Here is a 19210-nt window from a genome sequence, read left to right as displayed (position 1 = left end):
CCCTTTTTATCGTAATGGCCCCGATTGCGATCAAAAACAGGTATGGCTGTCTGATTATGGCGCAAAACCTCACCCATCGCAGTCAAAATGCCTGGTGCCAAGGGGAAAAAACAAGCCTGCTGTGGCCGACGCGACCGTTGTGCGGCGCGGCATGCGGCGTGGGCGAGCACGCCCCGGCCGGCCTCGCCGTGCAACACCAACAGCATGTTCAAGCCGGGCCGGCTGGCCTATGCTGCTGTTTCTACCCCACCTGACAAGGACAGAACATGACGCTGGCGCAATGGCTGGACATCCCCTTTTCCATCATTCAGGCTCCGATGGCTGGCGCGCAGGGTAGCCGGCTGGCCATGGCCGTCAGCCAGGCAGGTGGTGTCGGATCGCTGCCGGCCGCCATGCTCTCCAGCAGCCAGTTGCAACAAGAACTGGCTGTACTGCAGCAACTGGGGGGGCAGCCGTACAACCTCAATTTTTTCTGCCATCAGCCTCCGGCAGACGACCCGGCCGCACAGGCTGGCTGGCAGGCGCTGCTGGCGCCCTTCTACCAAGAGCTGGGCATCGTCCCGGCGGCGACCGGTGGTGCCGGACGCCTGCCCTTCAATCAGGAGATGGCGGATCTGGTCAGCCAGTATCGCCCAGCGCTGGTGAGCTTTCACTTTGGCCTGCCAGCCCCGGCCTTGCTGCAACAGGTCAAGGCCAGCGGCGCAAAGGTGCTATCCAGCGCCACCACGGTGGCCGAAGCCCGCTGGCTGCAGGCCAATGGTGCCGATGCGGTGATCGCACAAGGGCTGGAAGCCGGCGGCCATCGCGGCATGTTCCTGCATGATGATCTGGATGAGCAGCTGGGCAGCTTTGCCCTGCTGCCGCAAATCGTGCAGGCGCTGGACATTCCGGTGATTGCTGCGGGCGGGATTGCCGATGCTGCCGGGGTGGCAGCCGCCATGCGGCTGGGTGCGGCTGGCGTGCAAGTGGGTACGGCCTATCTGCTGTGTCCGGAAGCCGACACCAGCCCCCTGCACCGGGCGGCATTGCGCAGCCCGGCAGCGGCGCACACCGCCTTGACCACGCTATATAGCGGCCGGCCGGCACGCGGCATCGTCAACCGGCTAATGCGGGAACTGGGCCCACGCCACCCGGCCGCGCCGGCCTTTCCACTGGCCTCCGCCGCGCTGGCCCCCTTGCGCGCGGCAGCGGAAGCACTGGGCCGCGACGACTTCAGCCCGCTATGGTGCGGCCAGAATGCCAGCGGTTGCTGGGAGATTCCGGCAGGCGAACTGACCCGCCAGCTGGCCGCCGGCCTGGTTGGCTAAACCGCGTCGGCAAAGCCGGCGGCAATGCGCGTGCATTCCGCCAGCCAGTGCGCCTTGTCCGCTGGCGACAGCCAGCTGGCTTCAAAACCGTTCTGGCATAGCTGCACGATCTCGGCCTGGCTCAGGCCCAGCTCGCGCGCGCAACCCAGATAATTTTCCTGCACATAGCCGCCAAAATAGGCCGGATCGTCCGAATTCACCGTGGCGCACAGCCCGGCCTGCAATAGCTGGCGCAGATTGTGATCCTTGAGCTGGTCGAACACCCGCAGCTTGATATTGGAATACGGGCACACCGTCAGCGGCATGCGCTCGGCCACCAGCCGCGCCACCAATGCCGCGTCTTCCAGCGCCCGCACGCCGTGGTCGATACGACAAACCTTGAGCAGGTCCAGCGCCTCCCACACATAGGCCGGCGGGCCTTCTTCCCCGGCATGCGCCACGCAGGGCAGGCCCAGTGCATGGCAGGCGGCAAACAGCCGGGCAAACTTGGACGGCGGGTGGCCTACTTCACTGGAATCCAGGCCGAAACCGTCGATGCCGGCGAGGAAGGGCCGTGCCTCATCCAGCACGGCAAAGCCGTCTTCTTCGCTCAAATGGCGCAAAAACGACATGATCAGCCGCGAACTGATGCCCAGCTGCGCACTGCCATCATCCAGTGCGCGCCGGATGCCCTGATAGGCCGTGGCAAAGGCAATACCGCGTGCGGTATGGGTTTGCGGATCGAAGAAGATTTCAGTGTGGACGACATGGTCGTCACGGCAGCGCAACAGATAAGCCCAGGTCAGCTCGTAGAAATCCTGCTCGGTCTGCAATACCCCGGCGCCGGCGTAGTAGAGATCGAGAAAGGATTGCAGATTGTCAAAATCATAGGCTGCCCGCAGTGCCTCTACCGTGGGATAGGGTAGCTCTATGCCGTTGCGCTCGGCCAGACGGAACATCAGTTCCGGCTCCAGGCTGCCTTCGATATGCAGGTGCAGTTCGGCCTTGGGCAGGGCTTGGATCAGTGCTTGGTGTGCAGTACTCATGGGGTGTCCTGGCAGTGGCTCGCCACGCAACCAGCCGTGCCGGTCGTTTCAGGTCGAGCAAAAGCAGCATGATAGCGATTGCCGTGCCGACACAGAAGCCTGCTTTTGGCGTTTTTGCCGTCATTTGCCATGGTTTGAGCCGCGGCAATGCCAATGGTTTGGGGTAAAATCAGCCATAGTGCCGTGCGGTATGCCGGCACACGACAAGTTATCTGCTGTCAGCCGGACGGCCATTGCCCGGCTGCAGGACTCAATCATGACCGCGCCCAATTTCCAGCAAGCCTTGCAACAGAGCTCGCAAGCCTTTGCCATCCTCGACCCCCAGGGCCACATTGATTACGCCAATCCGGCATTTTGCCGGCTGTTCGGCCATGACAGTGCCGCCCTCTGCGGGCAATCCATCGATATCATCATTCCCGCTGATGCACCGGACAGGCTGCACGATGGCAGCTTTGGCTGCCGGCCGAATGTCGTGCTGCCGTTTCAGGGCGAGGTACGCCGCATCGCCAGTGATGGCCGCAGCGTCATTGCCATGCTGCACGGCAATGCGCTTTACGATGCCGCCGGCGCGGTGCAGGGCTTTGTGGTGTCCTACACCGATATTGCCGATCGCAAGGCCATGGAGCTGGCACTGCAGCAGGCCAACGAACAGTTGTCGCTGGCGTTGGATGCCTCGCGGCTGTCGCTGTGGGACATGGATATCCTGCAGGATTGCGTCAGTATCGATGCCCGCTGGGCGCGCATGCTGGGCTATCCCGAGCAGGCGGCACAACGCAGCGCCACCGCCATGTTCAGCGACGTGCATCCTGATGATTTCCCCAGGGTGTACCAGGCCTGCATGGCCGTGCTGCGCGGTAGCGAAAGCCGCTTTCAGCAGGAGTTCCGCTACCGCAACGCCAGCGGCGGCTGGATCTGGATACGCTGTACCGGCAAGGTGGTGGCCCGCAATGCTCAGGGCCAGGCCCTGCGCGCCATCGGCACCAACCAGGACATTACCGAGCACAAGCACAATGAAGAGCTGATCATCAATGCAGCCCATCACGACTGGCTGACTGCGCTGCCCAATCGCTTTGCCCTCACCCGCCACCTGGCGGCTGCACTGGCGCGCGCCCAGCGCAGCGAGAAGCTGGTAGCGGTATGCATGATCGATCTGGATGACTTCAAACCGGTCAACGACACCTGGGGCCATGAGGCGGGCGACCGCCTGCTCAAAGAACTGGCCCGGCGCCTGCAAGCCATGCTGCGCAAGGCCGATTTTGTCGCCCGTCTGGGCGGCGATGAGTTTGTGGTCATCATGGAGGACCTGCAGGAGGAAGCCGCCCTGCAGCAACTGGAAAGCGCCTTGCAGCGGCTGCATCAGGCGGTGGAAGCACCATTTGTGCTGGAAGCCGGCATCGAGGCCGAAGTGGGCATGACGGTGGGCATCGCCCTCTTTCCGCATGATGGTATCGAACCGGATGCCCTGATGCGGCAGGCCGATGCCGCCATGTACCAGGCCAAACAGCACAAATCCACCCGCCAGCGCTGGTGGCGCATGGTGGCGGACGAGGCCGGCTATCACGCCGAAGAGAGCAGCCATTTCGAACTCTATGGTGCAGAGGCCAGCCAGCTGCTGCACAAATCCACCCGCCTGATCGGCCGCGCCACCGCGCTTTACATCAGCCGTTTTTACCAGCAAGACCGGCCGGCGCACGAAGCGCTGACCATCCTCGCCAGCTTGCAGCCCGCCGAGCTGGAACAGCTGCAGCGCGCCCATCACGATTTTCTGCTGCAGCTACTGTCACCAGACAAGCAGGCCGAACAGATCCGTCGCGACAGCCGGCAGTTGGGCCGCATCCACAGCCTGGTCGGCGTCACCCCGGCCCTGCTGGTACAAAGTGTGGAGCTGTTCCGCCGCCATTTCAGCGAGCAGCTGAACATCACCCTGCTGCCGATACGCCAGCGCTACCGGCTGCTGGAAATCATCGACAGCCGGCTGCAGGAACAGCTGCACGCCCAGCTGGAAGCTGCAGCAGAGGTACAAAGCGAATATCTGGAAAGCCTGTCGCTACCCATGCCACACCAAGGCACGCTGTGGACCGATGCGGTCGGCAGCGAACTGGAACAACTGGGCACATTACCCGGCGTGCAGGCGGTATTGCTGATGCGCCTGATGTCCGATGGCGTTTTCGTGCCGGAAAACAGCCGTGGTCCCTTGGGCCAGTTTGTGGCCGATCTATTACAGCAGCCGGGCTCGGAAGCCGTGGTCGACCCCAATTCGCCACGCGGCCAGGGGCTGAGCGCGGTCGCCTGGCGCAGCGGCCGCATCTGCAGCTCGGCCTCCTATGGCAATGACCCGCGCTACGCCAGCTGGCACCAGCATGCCGGCGCGGTGCAGATACGCTCCAGCATGAGCATTCCGGTGCGCAATCAGGACGGGCTGACCGTGGCCGTCATCAGCCTGTTTGGTGCCTACCCCAACCAGTTTGAATCCGCCACCATGCAGCAGTTTGCCCTGGGCCTGCAACACCGCTGGGAGCTGATTCTGGCGGCCTGCACCAAACCGGCGGCAGCCATCCAGCAAAACCTGGCCATTGCCCTGCGCGAACGGTTGTTTGCCGGTGGCCTCACCCTGTACCTGCAACCGTTGGTCGATCTCAAACTGGGCAAGGTGGTAAAAGTGGAAGCCCTGGCCAGGCTGATCAGGGAAGACGGGCAGATTGTCAGCCCCGGCGTCTTTTTGCCGCTGCTGGGCGATGCCGACCTCGACCACCTCTTCCGGCTGGGGCTGGACAAGGCGCTGACCCAACTGGCTGAGCTGGATAGGCAGGGCATGGATATCGACATCTCGCTGAACATCGCCCCCTGTACCCTGCAGGACGAGGATTGCCCGCGCTGGGTGGCCGAGGCACTGGCACGCCATGGCGTGGCCCCCGAACGGCTGAGCCTGGAGCTGCTGGAAACCGCCGACATTGCCCCGCACGAGCAGGACCGCGCCATCGAACGCCTGCGTCAGACCGGCGTCAAGCTGGTGATGGATGATCTGGGCTCCGGTTACAGCAGCCTGCAGCGGCTGAGCGCCCTGCCCTTTGACACGGTCAAGATCGACCAGAGCCTGACGCTGAACCTGCGCAAGACGCCACTGACCAGCCTGGCGCTGATACGCGCCATCCTGCAACTGGGGCAAGACCTGGAACGACAGGTAGTGGTGGAAGGGCTGGAAGATATCGGCATGCTGGAAGCAGCCTGCATCCTGGGGGCCACACTGGGACAAGGCTACTGCCTGGCCAGGCCGATGGCGCAAGCCAGTTTCATCCACTGGCAATCGGCGTTCCAGCTGCCCACGGCAAGCGGCTGCATCACCAGCTATCTGGGCGCACTGGCTCAGCACTGGCTGTATGCCCAGCCCTCGCAGGCTGCCGCCCGGCCAGCACTGGCCAACTGTCCGCTGCACCATTTCCTGCAGCAGCAGAGCGATGTGCCCGAACAGGTGTGGCAATGGCATGCCGCTTGCCATGATGCCAAGCAGGCCGGGCCAGCCAGCCAGCAGCTAAGCCACTGGTTGATTCAAAAAATGCAGTGCGAGCAATTAGCCACGGCCGTGCCATTTGGATAATCATCCTGATAATCGCCAGTAAAAAGCCAGCATTTTCAAAAATAAAATGAAACTGCTTGCCACGCCAGCCGCTTACTCGCACCCGAGTCTTCCGTGATAATGGCGAGCATCAACGCACGCCCTCACATGTCGACCAAGGAAATCATCATGAATATTGCCGACCTGGCCCAGACCCGCTACACCACCAAGGCCTTCGATCCCAGCCGCCAGCTCACCGCCGAACAGGTCGCACAGATCGAAACCCTGCTGCGCTTCAGCCCCTCCTCCACCAATTCCCAGCCCTGGCACTTTTTCATTGCCGGCACCCCGGAAGGCAAGGCCCGCGTGGCCAAGGCCACCAGTGGCGCCTACGCCTTCAATGAAGCCAAGGTACTGAACGCCTCACACGTGGTGGTATTGTGCAGCCGCGCCAGCATCGATGAGGGCTATCTGGAAACACTGCTGCAGCAGGAAGAGGCCGACGGCCGCTTTGCCAATGCCGAAGCCCGCGCCGGCCAGCATCGTGGCCGTTCGCACTTCGTCAACATGCACCGCTTCGAATTGCGCGATGCCCACCACTGGATGGAAAAGCAGGTTTACCTGGCAGCAGGCACCCTGCTGCTGGGCGCAGCCGCCCTGCAAATCGACGCTTGCCCGATCGAAGGCTTCGACCAGAAAGTACTGGATGAAGAACTGGGCCTGCGTGCCATGGGCTATACCAGCGCCGTCATCGTCGCCCTGGGCTATCGCAGCAACAGCGATTTCAATGCGCAGCTGCCCAAGTCACGCCTGCCGGCCGAACGCGTGATCAGCCGGATCTGAGCGGCCAGCCGCTGGCAGCGCACACGGCAGGGACAAGCCACCCAGCCGGAACCAGCGGGCCAGATTGTTGAAGTCGCGCTGCTCCAGCCGGCTCAGGCCGCGGTAAGCGGCCACCGCCCGTTGTGCCAGCGCGGCATCGACAGCGTGGCGGGCGGGCGAACGCAACAGCACCATGAACGGTGCGATGGCGGTCTGATGGCAGTCCAGTTCCGCGCCGAGCAGCGCCGCGCCCTGGCGCAACTCGTCCAGGCTGAAGGCGGCGCGCATGGAGTTGAGAAAATCCTCGGTGAACAGCGCCGATTGCTGTGCGACCCGGTCATAAGCAAAGTAACGCTGGGTCGCCGCCCGTTTGAGACGGCCAAAATCAGCCAGGTAAATCCCGCCAGCCGGGCGCAGGATGCGCCGCACCTGCTGCATGGTCTGCGCCAATTGTCCGGTATCCGCCAGATGGTGCAGCGACATGGTGCACAGCACGCAATCCGCCGCTGCCCGGTCCACTCCATCCAGCTGGCTGATGTCAGCCTGTTGTAAACGGATATTGCGCAGGCCGGCGGCCGCGATATTCGCCTCGGCCTGCTGCAGCATCGGTAAGGAAGCATCGATGCCGACAAAGCTGACCTCGGGATGCAGCGCCGCCATTTTCAGCAACTGATTGGCCGGGCCGCAGGCCAGATCAAACACCACATCACCTGGCCGGATCAGCGGCAGCGTCATCACCGCATGAAACAGATACAGATAATTCAGCATGCCGTCGGCCCGGCCGCTGTTCATGAAGGAGGCCACCTGATCGGACTCCACCATCAAGGCCTGTGGTTCCGGCTGGCGCGGCTGCTCTGCCGACGTCAGCCGCTCCAGCAGCAGATGGGTAAGCATCAAGGGAAAGGACATGGCTCAGGATGTTTGATCGGTCGGTAAGCTCACCGGCCGCGTGCCGGACAAGGCAATGCCCGGCGCAGGCGTTGAAGCAGCAAAACCGGCAGGCGCAGGGCAAAGCCGAACATCAGCCGGATATGCATCCAGGTCAGCAAGCGGTTGTCACGCCAGTAATTGAAGTGCGACACACCGCCCTCCCCTGCCTGGAAATATTTCACCGGCGCAGGCAGGTTCACCGGTTGCACACCGGCCCAGCACAGCCGGACCACGGCTTCGGGATCAAAATCGAAACGCCGCATCCAGTGCTGGCGCTGCATGATGCGGCGCAGCGGCTCCACCGGATACACCCGGAAGCCGAACAGTGAATCGCCAATCCCCATCCACAATGTTTCCAGATTGGCCCACCAGTTGGAAATCTTGCGCCCCTTCACCCGCAAACTGGGCGCGCTGGCATCGAATACCGGCAGCCCCAGCACCATGGCTTGCGGCTGCTGCTGCGAGGCCGCCATGAAGGCGGGAATCTGCGTGGACGGATGCTGGCCATCGGAATCCATGCACAGCACATGGCTAAAACCCAGCCGGCGGGCCTCTTCCAGCCCATGCAACACCGCGGCACCCTTGCCACTGTTGTGCGGCAGCACGAACACCAGCAGGCCATCATCCTGCTCAGCCATCTGCTGCAGGCCCGCGGCCGATCCATCGTCACTGCCATCGACAATCACCCACACTGGCGACCATTGCTGGCGCGCTGCGCGCACGGTGTCATAGACCTTGGGACCGGGGTTATAACTGGGGATCAGCACCACATGGGTGGTAGAAGGTAGTTGCATGGCGGACTATTCGGGCTGCTCATCGCCCGGGCGACAGGGATGATGTTTGAATTGGGCAGGACCATAGCCGATTGCCACCGGCCAGGTCAACAATGCGCGGAGGGTGTTACACACGCAGCGAAGCATCGATCGAGCCATTTGGCAGACAGGATTCAAAATACTGCTGCAGCTGCCGCGCCGTTTCATCACGGCGGCCATGCGCCTCGAATTGCGCACCGGGAACAGCCCGATAAATCAGAGGGAAAACGGGCGGCTTCCATATTTTCCAGCCCTTGCTCAAATAAGCCGAGTTGGTACTCAGCAGGATAGTCTGCAAAGGGGCTGCGGCTTTTTTGGCAATCAAGGCGACTGCGCCACCAATATCATTAACCGGCTGGCGTGTAGTGCGTGTGCCTTCCGGGAATATCATCAACACGCCGCCTTGCTGAATGGTTTGAATTGCCTGGCGAAACATCTGTTCCGGATAACGATTCGAAACATATCCCGCCAGATAAGCGCCACACCCCAGAAACAGATTGGAACTGATACTGGCCTTCATCAGGCACACCGCATGCGGCACCCGCGACAGCACCAGAAAGGCATCGATCATGCTGGGATGATTGGGCACCAGCAGCATGCGCTCACGGTGATTGAGCTGGTCCAGCGCCTGCAAATCCAGCTGCATCAGGCGGCAGGCTTGTGCCCCAGCCAGAAAACAGCGGCAAATGCGGCTGATCACCCATTGCACCAGCGGCTGGCGCCAGCGCCCGGGCAGCAGCAACAATGGCAGGGCGCCGATATTACCCAATAGCAACATGGAGCCCAACCAGGACAGCATGAGATAAAAAAGTATTACCTGACCCAGACGTAAACAACGGGACGACATGATTAAACTTTACTTTCAATTTGCAGTAACACACCGCCCGGATTGGTCGTGGTGATAATACGGATTCATACTCTTGCCAGAATAATAAAGGCGATGGTATTAACATCGCCTCAGCCGCCATACGGCAGGGATTGACCGCGAATATCACAGCAGCAAAGCCGCTGGATCAGCCAACCCGAAGACCAGGATTTTACTATATAATCAGCCCCCTTTGGTGCACGCAACGCTCTGGACTGGATGCTTATGCTAGAAGAAATCATCAAAAACTATCTGATCAATACCAAGGGTAAAGATCCGGCGTTGTTTAGTGACCCTGCCCTGCAAGTATCGGCACTGGGGCTGGATTCGCTGGACATGGTAGAGATGCTGTTCGAAATCGAAGATCGCTGCGGCTTCCAGCTCCCCGACCCTAGCCGTTATCCGAAAATGGCTTTCCGCGAAATGCTGGACGATATCGAAAAAGCCATTCGCGAACACAATAATGGCGAACTACCCGCGTTCAATCTTGAGGCGGGCAAGTAATTGACCAAGGTCCTGATTACCGGCATGGGTGCCATCAGCCCGCTGGGGGCCGACCTGCCCGGCAGTTTCGCCCGGGCACTGGCCGGTGATTGCGCCATCGGCCCAGCATCTGCCGACATCGCCAAGTGGCTGCCCAATGTGCTGCTGGCACGTGCCGCCGCCGAGCCGCACACCATGCTGGATGCCAAACATGCCTCGCTCGACCGCGCCAGTCAGTTTGCCCTGGTAGCCGCGGGCGAAGCGATGAGCGCGGCGGGCATCACCCCGCAGCCAGGCGATGCCCGCCGTTTCGGCGTATTTGTCGGTATCGGTTTTGGCGGAGCCCACACCGTGGATGGCCTGTACGAGCGCTTTCAGTCGGCCGTCCAAAGCGAGGGCAAGCGCAATCCGACCGTGGTCCATCCCCTATCAGTGCCACGCATGATGGCCAATGCCGCTGCCGCTGCCATTTCGATGACTTACGGCCTGAACGGGCCGAGCAATACCTATTCTGTCGCCTGTGCCTCCTCCGCCATTGCCATTGGTGAAGCTTTCCACGCCATCCGGGATGGCTATCTGGATGCCGCCATCGTGGTGGGATGTGAAGCCATGCTGACGCCTGGCTCACTGCTGGCCTGGAATGCCTTGCGCGTGATGGCCAAGCCTGATGCGAACAACCCGGCGCGCAGCTGCCGCCCCTTCTCGCAGGATCGCAGTGGTTTCGTACTGGGCGAAGGTGGCGCGGCCATCGTACTGGAAAGTGCCGCACGCGCCCAAGCCCGGCAACAGCCGGCGCTGGGCGAGCTGTGCGGTTATGGCCGTAGCAGCGACGCCGCCCACCTGACTGCGCCCTCCAGTGCGGAACAGGTCTTTGCCATGCAACAGGCGCTGGCTGATGCCGGCTTGCAGCCGCAGCACATCCAGTACCTGAATGCTCACGGTACCGCCACCGAGGCCGGTGATGTGGTGGAAACAGAATCCATCCGCAGTGTGTTCGGCGATGCGCTGCAACAATTGGCCATCAGCTCGACCAAGTCCATGCATGGTCACCTGATCGGTGCCAGCGGCATTCTGGAGTTCGCCCTGGCGGTGATGGCGATGAACAGCGGTTCGCTGCCCCCCACCGCCACGCTCGATACACCAGACCCGCGCTGCGATCTTGACTTCATCCCGCAGCACGCGCGACATGGCTGCCAGGTGGAGGCCATCATGTCCAATTCCTTTGCCTTCGGCGGCAGCAATGCCTCGCTGGTGGCCCGACGTCATCACGCATGACCCAGGAATACCACTACCCGATGTTGCTGCAACGCGACGATATCCAGCAGATATTGCCGCATCGCGGGGCGATTTTCGTGTGCGAGCAGCTGTGCATCGAAGGGCCGCACCAGTTTCATGGCACGGCCTGCTGGCCACGCGACAATGCGGTGATCCAGGGTCATTTCCCCGGTCTGCCCATCGTGCCGGGCGTGATGCTGATCGAGTCGATGGCGCAATTTGCCGGAGCCGGCCTGCTGGCCGGTGACCCATACGTCAAGACGCTGCCGCAGGATTCAGTCGGGGTACTGGCTGCCGTGCGCAATTGCTGGTTCAAGCAAGCGGTGCTGCCGGATTGCGCCGTGGAGTTTTTCATCCAGTGCCGCCAGGTGGCCCCCTTGCTGGTGCAGGTGAATGCCCAGGTCAAGGTGGCCGATAGCGAAGTCGCCAAGCTGGAGATCGCGCTGGCTTATACGCCGCGCACGCAATTGCAGCTCAACGGCTAGCCATAGGGCACAGCATGGCAAGCGCAGTGCGCTTGCCGCTGCTACAACATGCCGCCGTTGATGGAAATCACCTGGCCACTGATATAGGCGGCCTGTTCCGACGCCAGAAAGGCCACCAGGCTGGCCACTTCTTCCGGTTTTCCTACCCGTTTCATCGGCACCATCTGCGCCACCATATCCTTGTCGAACACATCTTTGCTCATGGCCGACTCGATAATCCCCGGTGCCACCGCATTGACGGTAATGCCGCGGCTGGCCAACTCCAGCGCCAGCGACTTGGTTGCGCCGTGCAGCGCACTCTTGGCCGCCGCATAGTTGGTCTGGCCACGATTGCCAGCCAGCGCCGCCACCGAGGTGATATTGATGATGCGCCCCCAGCGGGTGCGGATCATCGGCATGGTCAAGGGCTGGGTGACATTGAAGAAACCATGCAGCGAGACATCAATTACCCTATGCCATTGCGCCGCCTGCATACCGGGGAATACAGCGTCATCGTGAATGCCGGCATTATTGACCAACACTTGCACCGGCCCTTGCTCGAGCAGCCCTTCCAGCGCGGCCAGACTGGCAGCGGCATCGGCGACATCGAACTGCACTGCCTCGGCACTGTGGCCCTCGGCCAGTAGCGACTGACACAGGTTTTGTGCGGCGGCCAGATTGCGGTTGGCGTGGATGATGACATGGAAGCCATCGCTGGCCAGACGCTGGCAGATGGCGGCACCAATGGCACCGCTACCGCCGGTAATAAGGGCTCGTTTCATGACAGGACTCAAGAAGAAGTAAGGCGGGGAGCCAGCGCGGCTGCATCCAGCACCACGCTGAGGCGACCGCTTGCCAACACACTGCCGGCAGCCGCCAGTTCGAACTGATACATGGCGGTGATTGCATTGCCCGACAGGCGCTGCACATGGATGGACAAGGCCGCGTCCAGCGTGTCCAGCTGCTGGCAGTGCCAGCGCAGCTCGCGCACACTGGCCAGATAGCCGGCACGGGCGGCTGCGGCATCGCCAGCCAGCAGCGCGCCATGCAAGGCCATGGCTTGGGCGGCATATTCGATGGCATTGGCAATGCCAAGCCGGCCAGCCGCACGCAGGGGATTGTCTGCCAGCAAATGACTGCGGCTGAAGCAGACGATTTGCTCACTGTCCCAGCGCTCTACCCCATCCAGCAGACACATGCTGCCCTGGTGCGGAATACGGGCCGCAATCGCCGTGCGGTCCATCATGCCGCCACCTCGATCGCCAGGCGGCAGTCATCCAGATAATCGATCACCACCCGTCCCGGCTGCCCACTGGCCAGCAGCTGTAACAGCGGCAGGCTGCGGGCGGATGGAATGCTCAGGCGCAATTGCTCCAGGCCGACATCCTGCATGGTGGTCGCCGGCTCCTGGGTCAAGGCAAGCTGCAGCCTGGCTTTGCTGGCGGCACTGGCTTGCGGGCTGAGCACCATGCCCACACCCATCGGATAGGGAATCGGCCGTTGCGCATACAGCGGCTCGGGATAAGCGGTGTCAAAAGACACCAGCAAACAGGACTGGGCGCCGCTCAGTGCCTGAGTGGCGCACTCGAGCAAACCGGCGGCAAAGGTGGCGTCATAGGCGCACAGGCTGGTGGACGCTGCAGTACAGCCGGTGGCAATCCCCCAGTAACCAGCCGGCGCATTGTGTACCGAGTTATGAAAACGGGTGGGCGAAATCAGCCGCTCATCCGAAGCCAGCACATCCAGCAGGCTGTGGCAGTTTTCACAATCCCCACCGGTAGAGCTGAAGATATTGGGCAGCTGAGCGGCATCGGCAGCCGCATCCGCCACCGCCGCCAGGCCTACCGCCATCGACAATTTGACCGCCGCGCCTACCCTGCGGCGTTCGGTCGCCGGCAAGGCCTGTGCCGGCGGCAACACCACCGCGGCCGCCACATGAGCTTGCTGCCCCAGCAGACAGGGCTGCGCCGCACTCCAGTCAGGCATGCCCGGGCCAAGAACGCTCAGTCCCTGCAGATAAACCGTTACCGTACTCATGCATCCACCCGCGAAAATACCAGGCTGCAGTTACTGCCGCCAAAACCGAAAGAATTGCTCAAGACATGCTGCAAAGGCTGTTCCAGCGTTTGCAGCAGGTAGTTGCACGGCAGCTGCGCATCCACTTGTTGGGTGCCGACACCGCCGGGCAGCAAGCCCTCGCGCAGCGCCAGCACGCTGAACACCGCCTCGATGCCACCGGCAGCGCCCAGGGTATGGCCGGTATGGCCTTTGGTGGAACTACAGGGCGTTTGCTCACCGAACAGCGACAGCACCGCCGCTCCTTCCGCTGCGTCATTACTGGGCGTGGCCGTGCCATGCAGATTGATATAACCGATATCGGCCGCTTGCAGTCCCGCCATGCGCAGGGCCTGCTCCATTGCCGCCCGCGCACCCAAGCCTTGCGGATGAGGCGAGGACATATGATAGGCATCACTGCTTTCGCCGATGCCGGTGCAGAGGATGTCACCGGGCTGCGCCAGGTCGGCACGTTCCAGCAAGGCATAGGCGGCGCCCTCGCCCACGGAGATGCCGTCACGTTCGCCGTCAAAAGGACGGCAAGGCTTGGGCGACACCAGTTGCAGCGAGGAAAATCCATAAATGGTGGTCAGGCACAGGGTATCCACACCACCGACGATGGCGGCATCGATCAGCCCGGCAGCCAGCATGCGCTGGGCGGTACCAAACACCTTGGCACTGGAGGAACAGGCGGTGGATACCACACAGGCCGGGCCGCTCAGTGCGAAAAATTGCCGGACGAAGTCCGCCACGGAATACGCATTATGCGTTTCGCGATAGCGATGCCCGGGCGGCAAGGCCCCCGTTTGCGCATCGCGCTGGCGGTAAGCCTGCTCCGAACTGAGAATGCCCGAGGTGCTGGAGCCCAGAAACACGCCAACACGACCGGCACCATGGCGCGCCACGGCCGCCTGCACGCTGGCAACAAAGCCATCCTGCTCCAGTGCCAGCTGCGCCAGGCGGTTGTTGCGGCAGTCGTAGTGCTGCAGCGCCGGCCGCAGCTGTACATCGTCCAGACCGGCCACTTCGCCGATGCAGACATCGAAATCCACCGTTTCCCAGCGTTTTTTCACGATGCCGCCGCGTTGCTGACGCAGGGCGGCAAGATGGGCATCCAACCCGCTGCCCAAGGCAGAGGTCAGGGTATAGGCACTAAGTCTGATTGCTTGCATAAACGACGGGACGAGTCAGCTTGGGTTAGCGAAAAGGCAGGCAGCAGCAACCGGTCAGTCCGGTTGGCATGCCTGAGGCAGTGTGACCGCCTGCAACTTGCGTCTGGCCAGCTCCTCCAGCAAACGCGGCAGTACGGCCAGAATCAGCGGCGTGCCGTCCGCAGTGCGGGCGGCGTTGCCATCGTGCAGCAGCAGTATATCGCCTGCCGCCAGATTGCGAAGGAGCCTGGTGTAGACCAGCTCGGGATCGTGGACGCGCGTATCATAGCCACGCCGGGTCCAGCTCGCAAGAAACAAACCCTCACGCTGCAACACCGGCTCGAGCAAGGGATTGCGCAAGCCGGCAATCGGGCGGAAAAACCGCGTGGACTGGCCAGTAATGGCCTGCAAGGTGGCCCTGCCCTCTCCCACCTCGCGCTGCCATCCGGCCACACCAAACAGCGATGTCTGCTTGCGATGGCGCTGGCCGTGGTTCTCCACCGCATGGCCATCCAGCGCAGCCTGACGGCATAGCGCGGGATACTGTGCTGCCCGTTCGCCAATACAAAAGAAAGTGGCCTTCACCCCGTACTGGCGCAGGATGTCCAGCACCGCCGGCGTCACCGCCGGGTCCGGCCCATCATCGATGGTAATGGCCACCTCGCCACGGCGGATGGAGGACGCCGGCAGCCGGCTCAGATTGGGCCCCAGCAGGCTGCAGCGCGGCAACAAGCCAGCCAGGGCAATAAGCCCGTGCAGCAACACCAGCAGCAGCAATAACAGCAGCCAGTGCTGCGGCATGACACACAGCGCCAGCAAGGCCACACCATGCAAGGCTAGGCAATATTTCAGAAACGGGGAAAGCCGCGTCAGCATCATCTGTCCTCCATGGTGGCGGCTGGCTTGCCGGACAAAGGCCCGTGCAGCAGCCAGTGCTGCCACTGCGCGCGCCACACCGGCCAGCTGTGGTCTCCTGCCGTGCGGCGGACCTGTGCTGGCGGCAGCAGGCTGGCCAGCATGTCCTGTCCGGCGGCAAAGCGATCCTCCGCAGCCAGGCTGAGCCATAGCGGACAGCCTGCTCTCTCCCCTGACATGGCCAGCCAGTGCCACCAGCGGCGCTCATCCTGCATGGAACAATCCGGATCAGCCGCCCAGCGCTGCGGGCCACCTGCCGCGCGGATTTCCTGCAAGATATCTGCCGTGCCGGGATAGGGTGCCAACAGTTTGATGCCTGCCAGCTGCTCGCCATGCACGGCAGCGTAATGCAGTGCATTGAAGGCACCCAGCGAAATCCCGGCCAGCCAGATGGCAGCATAGCCCTGCTGGCGCGCTGGCAGGATGACTTCCTGCTGCAGTGTGCTGGCTACCGTACCTGCCATCACCTGTTGATAACCTACATCGGCCAGCAAGATGTCCAGCGCCAACCCCAGTTCGCGCACGGCGGCCACCATGCCCTGCGCCAGCATGTCTTCCAGGCTGGCTTTGGCTGGTGGCAACAGCACCAGCAGCGTGTCGGCGCGGTGGTCCGCGTGGTAGGCGTCAGCGAGGCAGCGCACGGGGACCTATCCTGGCCATCATGGCGGCGAACACCAGCGCCAACAGTGCGCCAATCGCCACCGTGCTGCCGATGAAGGACAACACCGGCACGCTGGAGCTGCCGAGCAAGCCAAAGCTGGTCACCGTAGCCAGATTGGCCACCACCAGCGATATCTCAACCTGCCGCTGCTCGGCATCACTGCCCAGTTGCTGCTTGTTGGCAAAGAACAATGCGTAGTTGGAGCCGATGGCCACCACCAGCAGCAGGCCTACCAGATGCAGTATGGTCAGCTGGATAGCGCAGGCGTCCAGAATGGCCACCGTGCACAGCACGGCACAGCCCAGCGGAATGGTGACGCGCACCGCCTGCCGCCAGCCGCAACTCACCCACAGCAACAGCAGGATGGCCAGGCTGCCCAGCGAGGAGAACAACAGCGCCTCGTGCGTGTAGCTATCGAAAATGGCGGTGGTTTCTTCCAAGAGGTCAATCACCGTCACTTGGCCCAGCTGCTGCGCCGCCAGCGCTGCCCGGACCTTGTCCAGGGCAATGGTTTCACCGCTGGCTGGCTTCAGCGGTAGCAGCACCAGATAACTATCCGCCCGGCGGATCAGCATGGAGTCCAGCAATACGCTGGCCGCACTGCCTTGCAGGCTTTGCCGCTGCAATAGCGGCTGGCTGCGGGCACGCTCGAGGTCGGCCAGAAAGCCCGATAACTGATCAGCCTCCAGCGGCATGCCCTGCAAGGCCAGGCGCAGGCGTCGCTCGGCCTCCGCCGGCGCTGGCAGGCTGGCCTGCCGTGCCCGCTGCGTGGCGATGCTGGGCAACAGTTCGTCCGGGCTGTGGAAGCCGCCGATGATGTTTTGCCGGCTTAGCTGCTGCAATACCGCACGGGTGCGTTCGGCCAGCTGCAGCGCAGTCTGCTGATCCGGCGCGCTGAAGCTGGCGACATAGCGCATGTCGTTGCCACCCAGATCACCACGCAGCTCGGCATCCAGCTTGTTTTGTGCGGCCGAGGTGGAGCTAAGTGCATTGAGCTGGCGGCTCCAGATATCCTGCTGATGCAAGACCAGCACCGCCACCGCCGCCAGCAAGGCCACGGCCATCAGCCAGCGCAGCCGGGTCAGGCCATCCAGAATCTTTTGCAACAACAGGCCCGGACGCTGCAAGTCGCGCAGATTCAGTTGCTGCGGCATCAAACCGGGCAGAATGTAACGGGTGACCAGCGCCGCCGTCAGTAGGCCGCTGATGGAGTACAGGCCCAGCTGTGACAGGCCGGGGAAACTGGAGCACATCAAGGCGGCAAAACCAGTGGCCGAAGTCAGCACCCCCAGCCGCATGGTGCGCCAGAAATGGGAAGGATTCTTGCCTCCGGCACGCTGGATGAACAGGTAGATCGAGTAGTCCACCGCCTCGCCGATCAGCGTGGTGCCAAAGCCCAGGGTGAGGCCATGCACATGGCCAAAGCCCAGACTGACGCTGGCAATGCCCACCAGCGCACCGGATACCACCGGAATCAGTCCCAGCAGCAGCAGCGGCAGCGAGCGATACACCAGCAGCAACAGCGCCACCACCAGCAGGCTGCCCATGATGGCCAGCCGCTCCACTTCGCTCTGGATGATGTTGCGCGAGGCCACCGAAATGACACTGGTGCCACTCATCACCAGCCGGCTGTCAGCATGACGGCCGGACAGGCTGGCAAAAGCCTGTTTCACGTCTTCCAGCGCTGCCGCCTGGGCATCGGTATTCAGACCGGACTCGCTCAGCTGCAGCAGCAGCACCGCCCGCTTGCCATCACGCGACACCCAGATGTCGTCGCTGCTGGCAGGCTGGCTTTCGCCAATGAACTGATCGAGGATTTGCAGGGTTTCGCCAGTGGGATCGCGGGGTAGGATTTTCTTGACGATCAGCCCGGCATCGCCCGACATGGCATCCAGCGTGCCCTGAATGGCCTCGTGCAAACCGGGCGCGGTAAAGCGCTGCGGGGTGACGGCGGGGCTGAGCAGGTAGCGGTTGTCAAAGAAATAGCGTTGATCGCGCTGCTGGGTCTGGGCATCGCCGTTCTGTACCGAGGTAAAGCGCGGGTTATGTGCCAACTTGCTTACCAGCAAGCGGGACAGCCGGCCGCGTTCGGCCTCGTCCGCGCCTTCGATACCCACCAGCACGATGCGGGCGATGGCGCCATCGCGCAGCTGGTCGATCAGCATTTGCTGGCGCGCGCTGGGTAGCTTGGGCATGAAGGCGGACAGGTCGGCCACGAAACGGGTCTGGCTGATCACCAGCACCGAGCCCAGCATCAGCGCCAGCCACAAGCCCAGCGCCAGTTTATGGAGGCGAATCTTCATTATTTGGTGCTGGTACTGGTAATGGTCATTTCCGAGCGGTCGCCATCAGCCTGCAGGAATTCGATGGTCCGCACCTGGGCGTGGCCACCGCCGATGCGGATCTGGCTGATCACTTTCTGCATGCGTGGCTGCAGCGGGGTCAGGTTGAGCTGCCACTGCTCGCTGCCGCCAGACAGCGCGGCGCTGTAATAGCGCTCCAGCGCACTGCGATCGCCAGACAGCGTGGCGCGCACGCTTTCGACAAAGGCCGACACTTCCGGGCGATCCGCCAGGTTAACGCTCATCTTGCGGCCATCGCTGCGCTCCAGCGTCAGCTTGTTGCCTTCCAGTACCACGGCTTCCGGCTTGGGTTTGAGCGTGCGTTTTTCCAGCCGGTCGGGCGCAGTAAAGGCCAGCTCGCCGGATGACTCCAGCGGCTGCTTCAGCATGGCAATGTACTTCTTTTCCACAAAGGTGGCCGTGCCGGCCTTTTTCTGGCCCAGCTGCTGCATCAGATCTGCCAGCGACCAATCCGCCGCCAGGCTGCAACTGGCAGCCAACAGCAACAGCAGTCCGCCCAGGGTCTTGCTCATGATGGTTACACGCATGG

At 62.5% G+C, this 19210-nt stretch carries 18 protein-coding genes; 6 read left to right on the top strand and 12 right to left on the bottom strand.

Annotated features, from left to right (window positions below; genetic code table 11):
- Positions 1 to 266 precede the first annotated feature (266 nt).
- Entirely contained in the window at positions 267 to 1307 is a 1041-nt protein-coding gene (locus H2Z84_RS05560; RefSeq protein ID WP_181835098.1) for an NAD(P)H-dependent flavin oxidoreductase, read from the top strand.
- Here the strand turns inward: H2Z84_RS05560 and H2Z84_RS05555 are convergent.
- Entirely contained in the window at positions 1304 to 2332 is a 1029-nt protein-coding gene (locus tag H2Z84_RS05555; RefSeq protein WP_181835097.1) for an adenosine deaminase, read from the bottom strand. The genes H2Z84_RS05560 and H2Z84_RS05555 overlap by 4 nt on opposite strands.
- 256 nt (positions 2333 to 2588) lie before the next feature.
- Here H2Z84_RS05555 and H2Z84_RS05550 point away from each other — a divergent pair, with 256 nt between their 5' ends.
- Together H2Z84_RS05550 and nfsB are read left to right on the top strand one after the other, a co-directional pair.
- Positions 2589 to 5927 (top strand): EAL domain-containing protein, encoded by a 3339-nt coding sequence (locus H2Z84_RS05550; RefSeq protein WP_181835096.1) that lies wholly within the window; start codon positions 2589 to 2591, stop codon positions 5925 to 5927.
- Positions 5928 to 6074: 147 nt separating this feature from the next.
- Positions 6075 to 6728, top strand: a complete 654-nt coding sequence (nfsB, locus tag H2Z84_RS05545; RefSeq protein ID WP_181835095.1) for an oxygen-insensitive NAD(P)H nitroreductase — start codon at positions 6075 to 6077, stop codon at positions 6726 to 6728.
- Here nfsB and H2Z84_RS05540 read toward each other — a convergent pair.
- The 3 genes from H2Z84_RS05540 to H2Z84_RS05530 all read right to left on the bottom strand — a co-directional run bounded on the left by H2Z84_RS05540 (position 6690) and on the right by H2Z84_RS05530 (position 9248).
- Complete coding sequence (locus H2Z84_RS05540; RefSeq protein WP_181835094.1) at positions 6690 to 7616, bottom strand: class I SAM-dependent methyltransferase; 927 nt, start codon at positions 7614 to 7616, stop codon at positions 6690 to 6692. The two genes, nfsB and H2Z84_RS05540, sit on opposite strands and share 39 nt — an antisense overlap.
- A gap of 29 nt (positions 7617 to 7645) precedes the next feature.
- Positions 7646 to 8431 (bottom strand): glycosyltransferase family 2 protein, encoded by a 786-nt coding sequence (locus H2Z84_RS05535; protein ID WP_181835093.1) that lies wholly within the window; start codon positions 8429 to 8431, stop codon positions 7646 to 7648.
- Between the two features lie 106 nt (positions 8432 to 8537).
- Entirely contained in the window at positions 8538 to 9248 is a 711-nt protein-coding gene (locus H2Z84_RS05530) for a lysophospholipid acyltransferase family protein (protein WP_258869304.1), read from the bottom strand.
- Positions 9249 to 9539: 291 nt separating this feature from the next.
- Here H2Z84_RS05530 and H2Z84_RS05525 point away from each other — a divergent pair, with 291 nt between their 5' ends.
- Genes H2Z84_RS05525 through H2Z84_RS05515 form a run of 3 tightly spaced genes read left to right on the top strand, consistent with a single transcriptional unit; the run spans position 9540 to position 11557 of the window.
- A complete protein-coding gene (locus tag H2Z84_RS05525; protein WP_181835091.1) occupies positions 9540 to 9818 on the top strand; it encodes an acyl carrier protein in 279 nt (92 codons plus the stop codon).
- Positions 9819 to 11072, top strand: coding sequence for a beta-ketoacyl-[acyl-carrier-protein] synthase family protein (locus H2Z84_RS05520; protein WP_181835090.1), 1254 nt, complete (start codon positions 9819 to 9821; stop codon positions 11070 to 11072). It abuts the gene before it with no gap.
- Entirely contained in the window at positions 11069 to 11557 is a 489-nt protein-coding gene (locus tag H2Z84_RS05515) for a 3-hydroxyacyl-ACP dehydratase FabZ family protein (RefSeq protein ID WP_181835089.1), read from the top strand. Before H2Z84_RS05520 ends, H2Z84_RS05515 begins: the two co-directional genes overlap by 4 nt.
- 41 nt (positions 11558 to 11598) lie before the next feature.
- Here H2Z84_RS05515 and fabG read toward each other — a convergent pair whose 3' ends face one another.
- From fabG to H2Z84_RS05475, 8 genes are read right to left on the bottom strand one after another with little or no spacing between them, the layout of a single operon-like run.
- Positions 11599 to 12318 (bottom strand): 3-oxoacyl-ACP reductase FabG, encoded by a 720-nt coding sequence (gene fabG / locus H2Z84_RS05510; RefSeq protein ID WP_181835088.1) that lies wholly within the window; start codon positions 12316 to 12318, stop codon positions 11599 to 11601.
- Positions 12319 to 12326: 8 nt separating this feature from the next.
- Entirely contained in the window at positions 12327 to 12782 is a 456-nt protein-coding gene (locus H2Z84_RS05505) for a hotdog family protein (RefSeq protein ID WP_181835087.1), read from the bottom strand.
- Positions 12779 to 13573, bottom strand: coding sequence for a beta-ketoacyl synthase chain length factor (locus tag H2Z84_RS05500; protein ID WP_181835086.1), 795 nt, complete (start codon positions 13571 to 13573; stop codon positions 12779 to 12781). Before H2Z84_RS05500 ends, H2Z84_RS05505 begins: the two co-directional genes overlap by 4 nt.
- On the bottom strand, positions 13570 to 14763 hold the full coding sequence (locus H2Z84_RS05495; RefSeq protein ID WP_181835085.1) for a beta-ketoacyl-[acyl-carrier-protein] synthase family protein: 1194 nt from the start codon (positions 14761 to 14763) through the stop codon (positions 13570 to 13572). Before H2Z84_RS05495 ends, H2Z84_RS05500 begins: the two co-directional genes overlap by 4 nt.
- Before the next feature lie 54 nt (positions 14764 to 14817).
- Positions 14818 to 15621 carry a polysaccharide deacetylase family protein gene (locus H2Z84_RS05490; RefSeq protein WP_181835084.1) on the bottom strand — a complete coding sequence of 268 codons (804 nt, stop codon included), beginning with the start codon at positions 15619 to 15621 and terminating at the stop codon, positions 14818 to 14820.
- The gene (locus H2Z84_RS05485) at positions 15618 to 16298 is read right to left on the bottom strand and encodes an alpha/beta hydrolase (RefSeq protein WP_181835083.1); all 681 of its coding nucleotides are present in this window, start codon (positions 16296 to 16298) and stop codon (positions 15618 to 15620) included. Before H2Z84_RS05485 ends, H2Z84_RS05490 begins: the two co-directional genes overlap by 4 nt.
- A complete protein-coding gene (locus tag H2Z84_RS05480) occupies positions 16282 to 18621 on the bottom strand; it encodes an MMPL family transporter (RefSeq protein WP_181835082.1) in 2340 nt (779 codons plus the stop codon). Before H2Z84_RS05480 ends, H2Z84_RS05485 begins: the two co-directional genes overlap by 17 nt.
- Positions 18621 to 19208 (bottom strand): LolA-related protein, encoded by a 588-nt coding sequence (locus H2Z84_RS05475; RefSeq protein ID WP_220272714.1) that lies wholly within the window; start codon positions 19206 to 19208, stop codon positions 18621 to 18623. The genes H2Z84_RS05480 and H2Z84_RS05475 overlap by 1 nt, the downstream gene beginning before the upstream one ends.
- Positions 19209 to 19210 lie beyond the last annotated feature (2 nt).

The sequence above is a fragment of the Aquitalea aquatica genome, from assembly GCF_013911085.1.
Classification (GTDB): Bacteria; Pseudomonadota; Gammaproteobacteria; order Burkholderiales; family Chromobacteriaceae; genus Aquitalea; species Aquitalea aquatica.
This window is presented reverse-complemented; position numbering and strand designations above follow the sequence as displayed.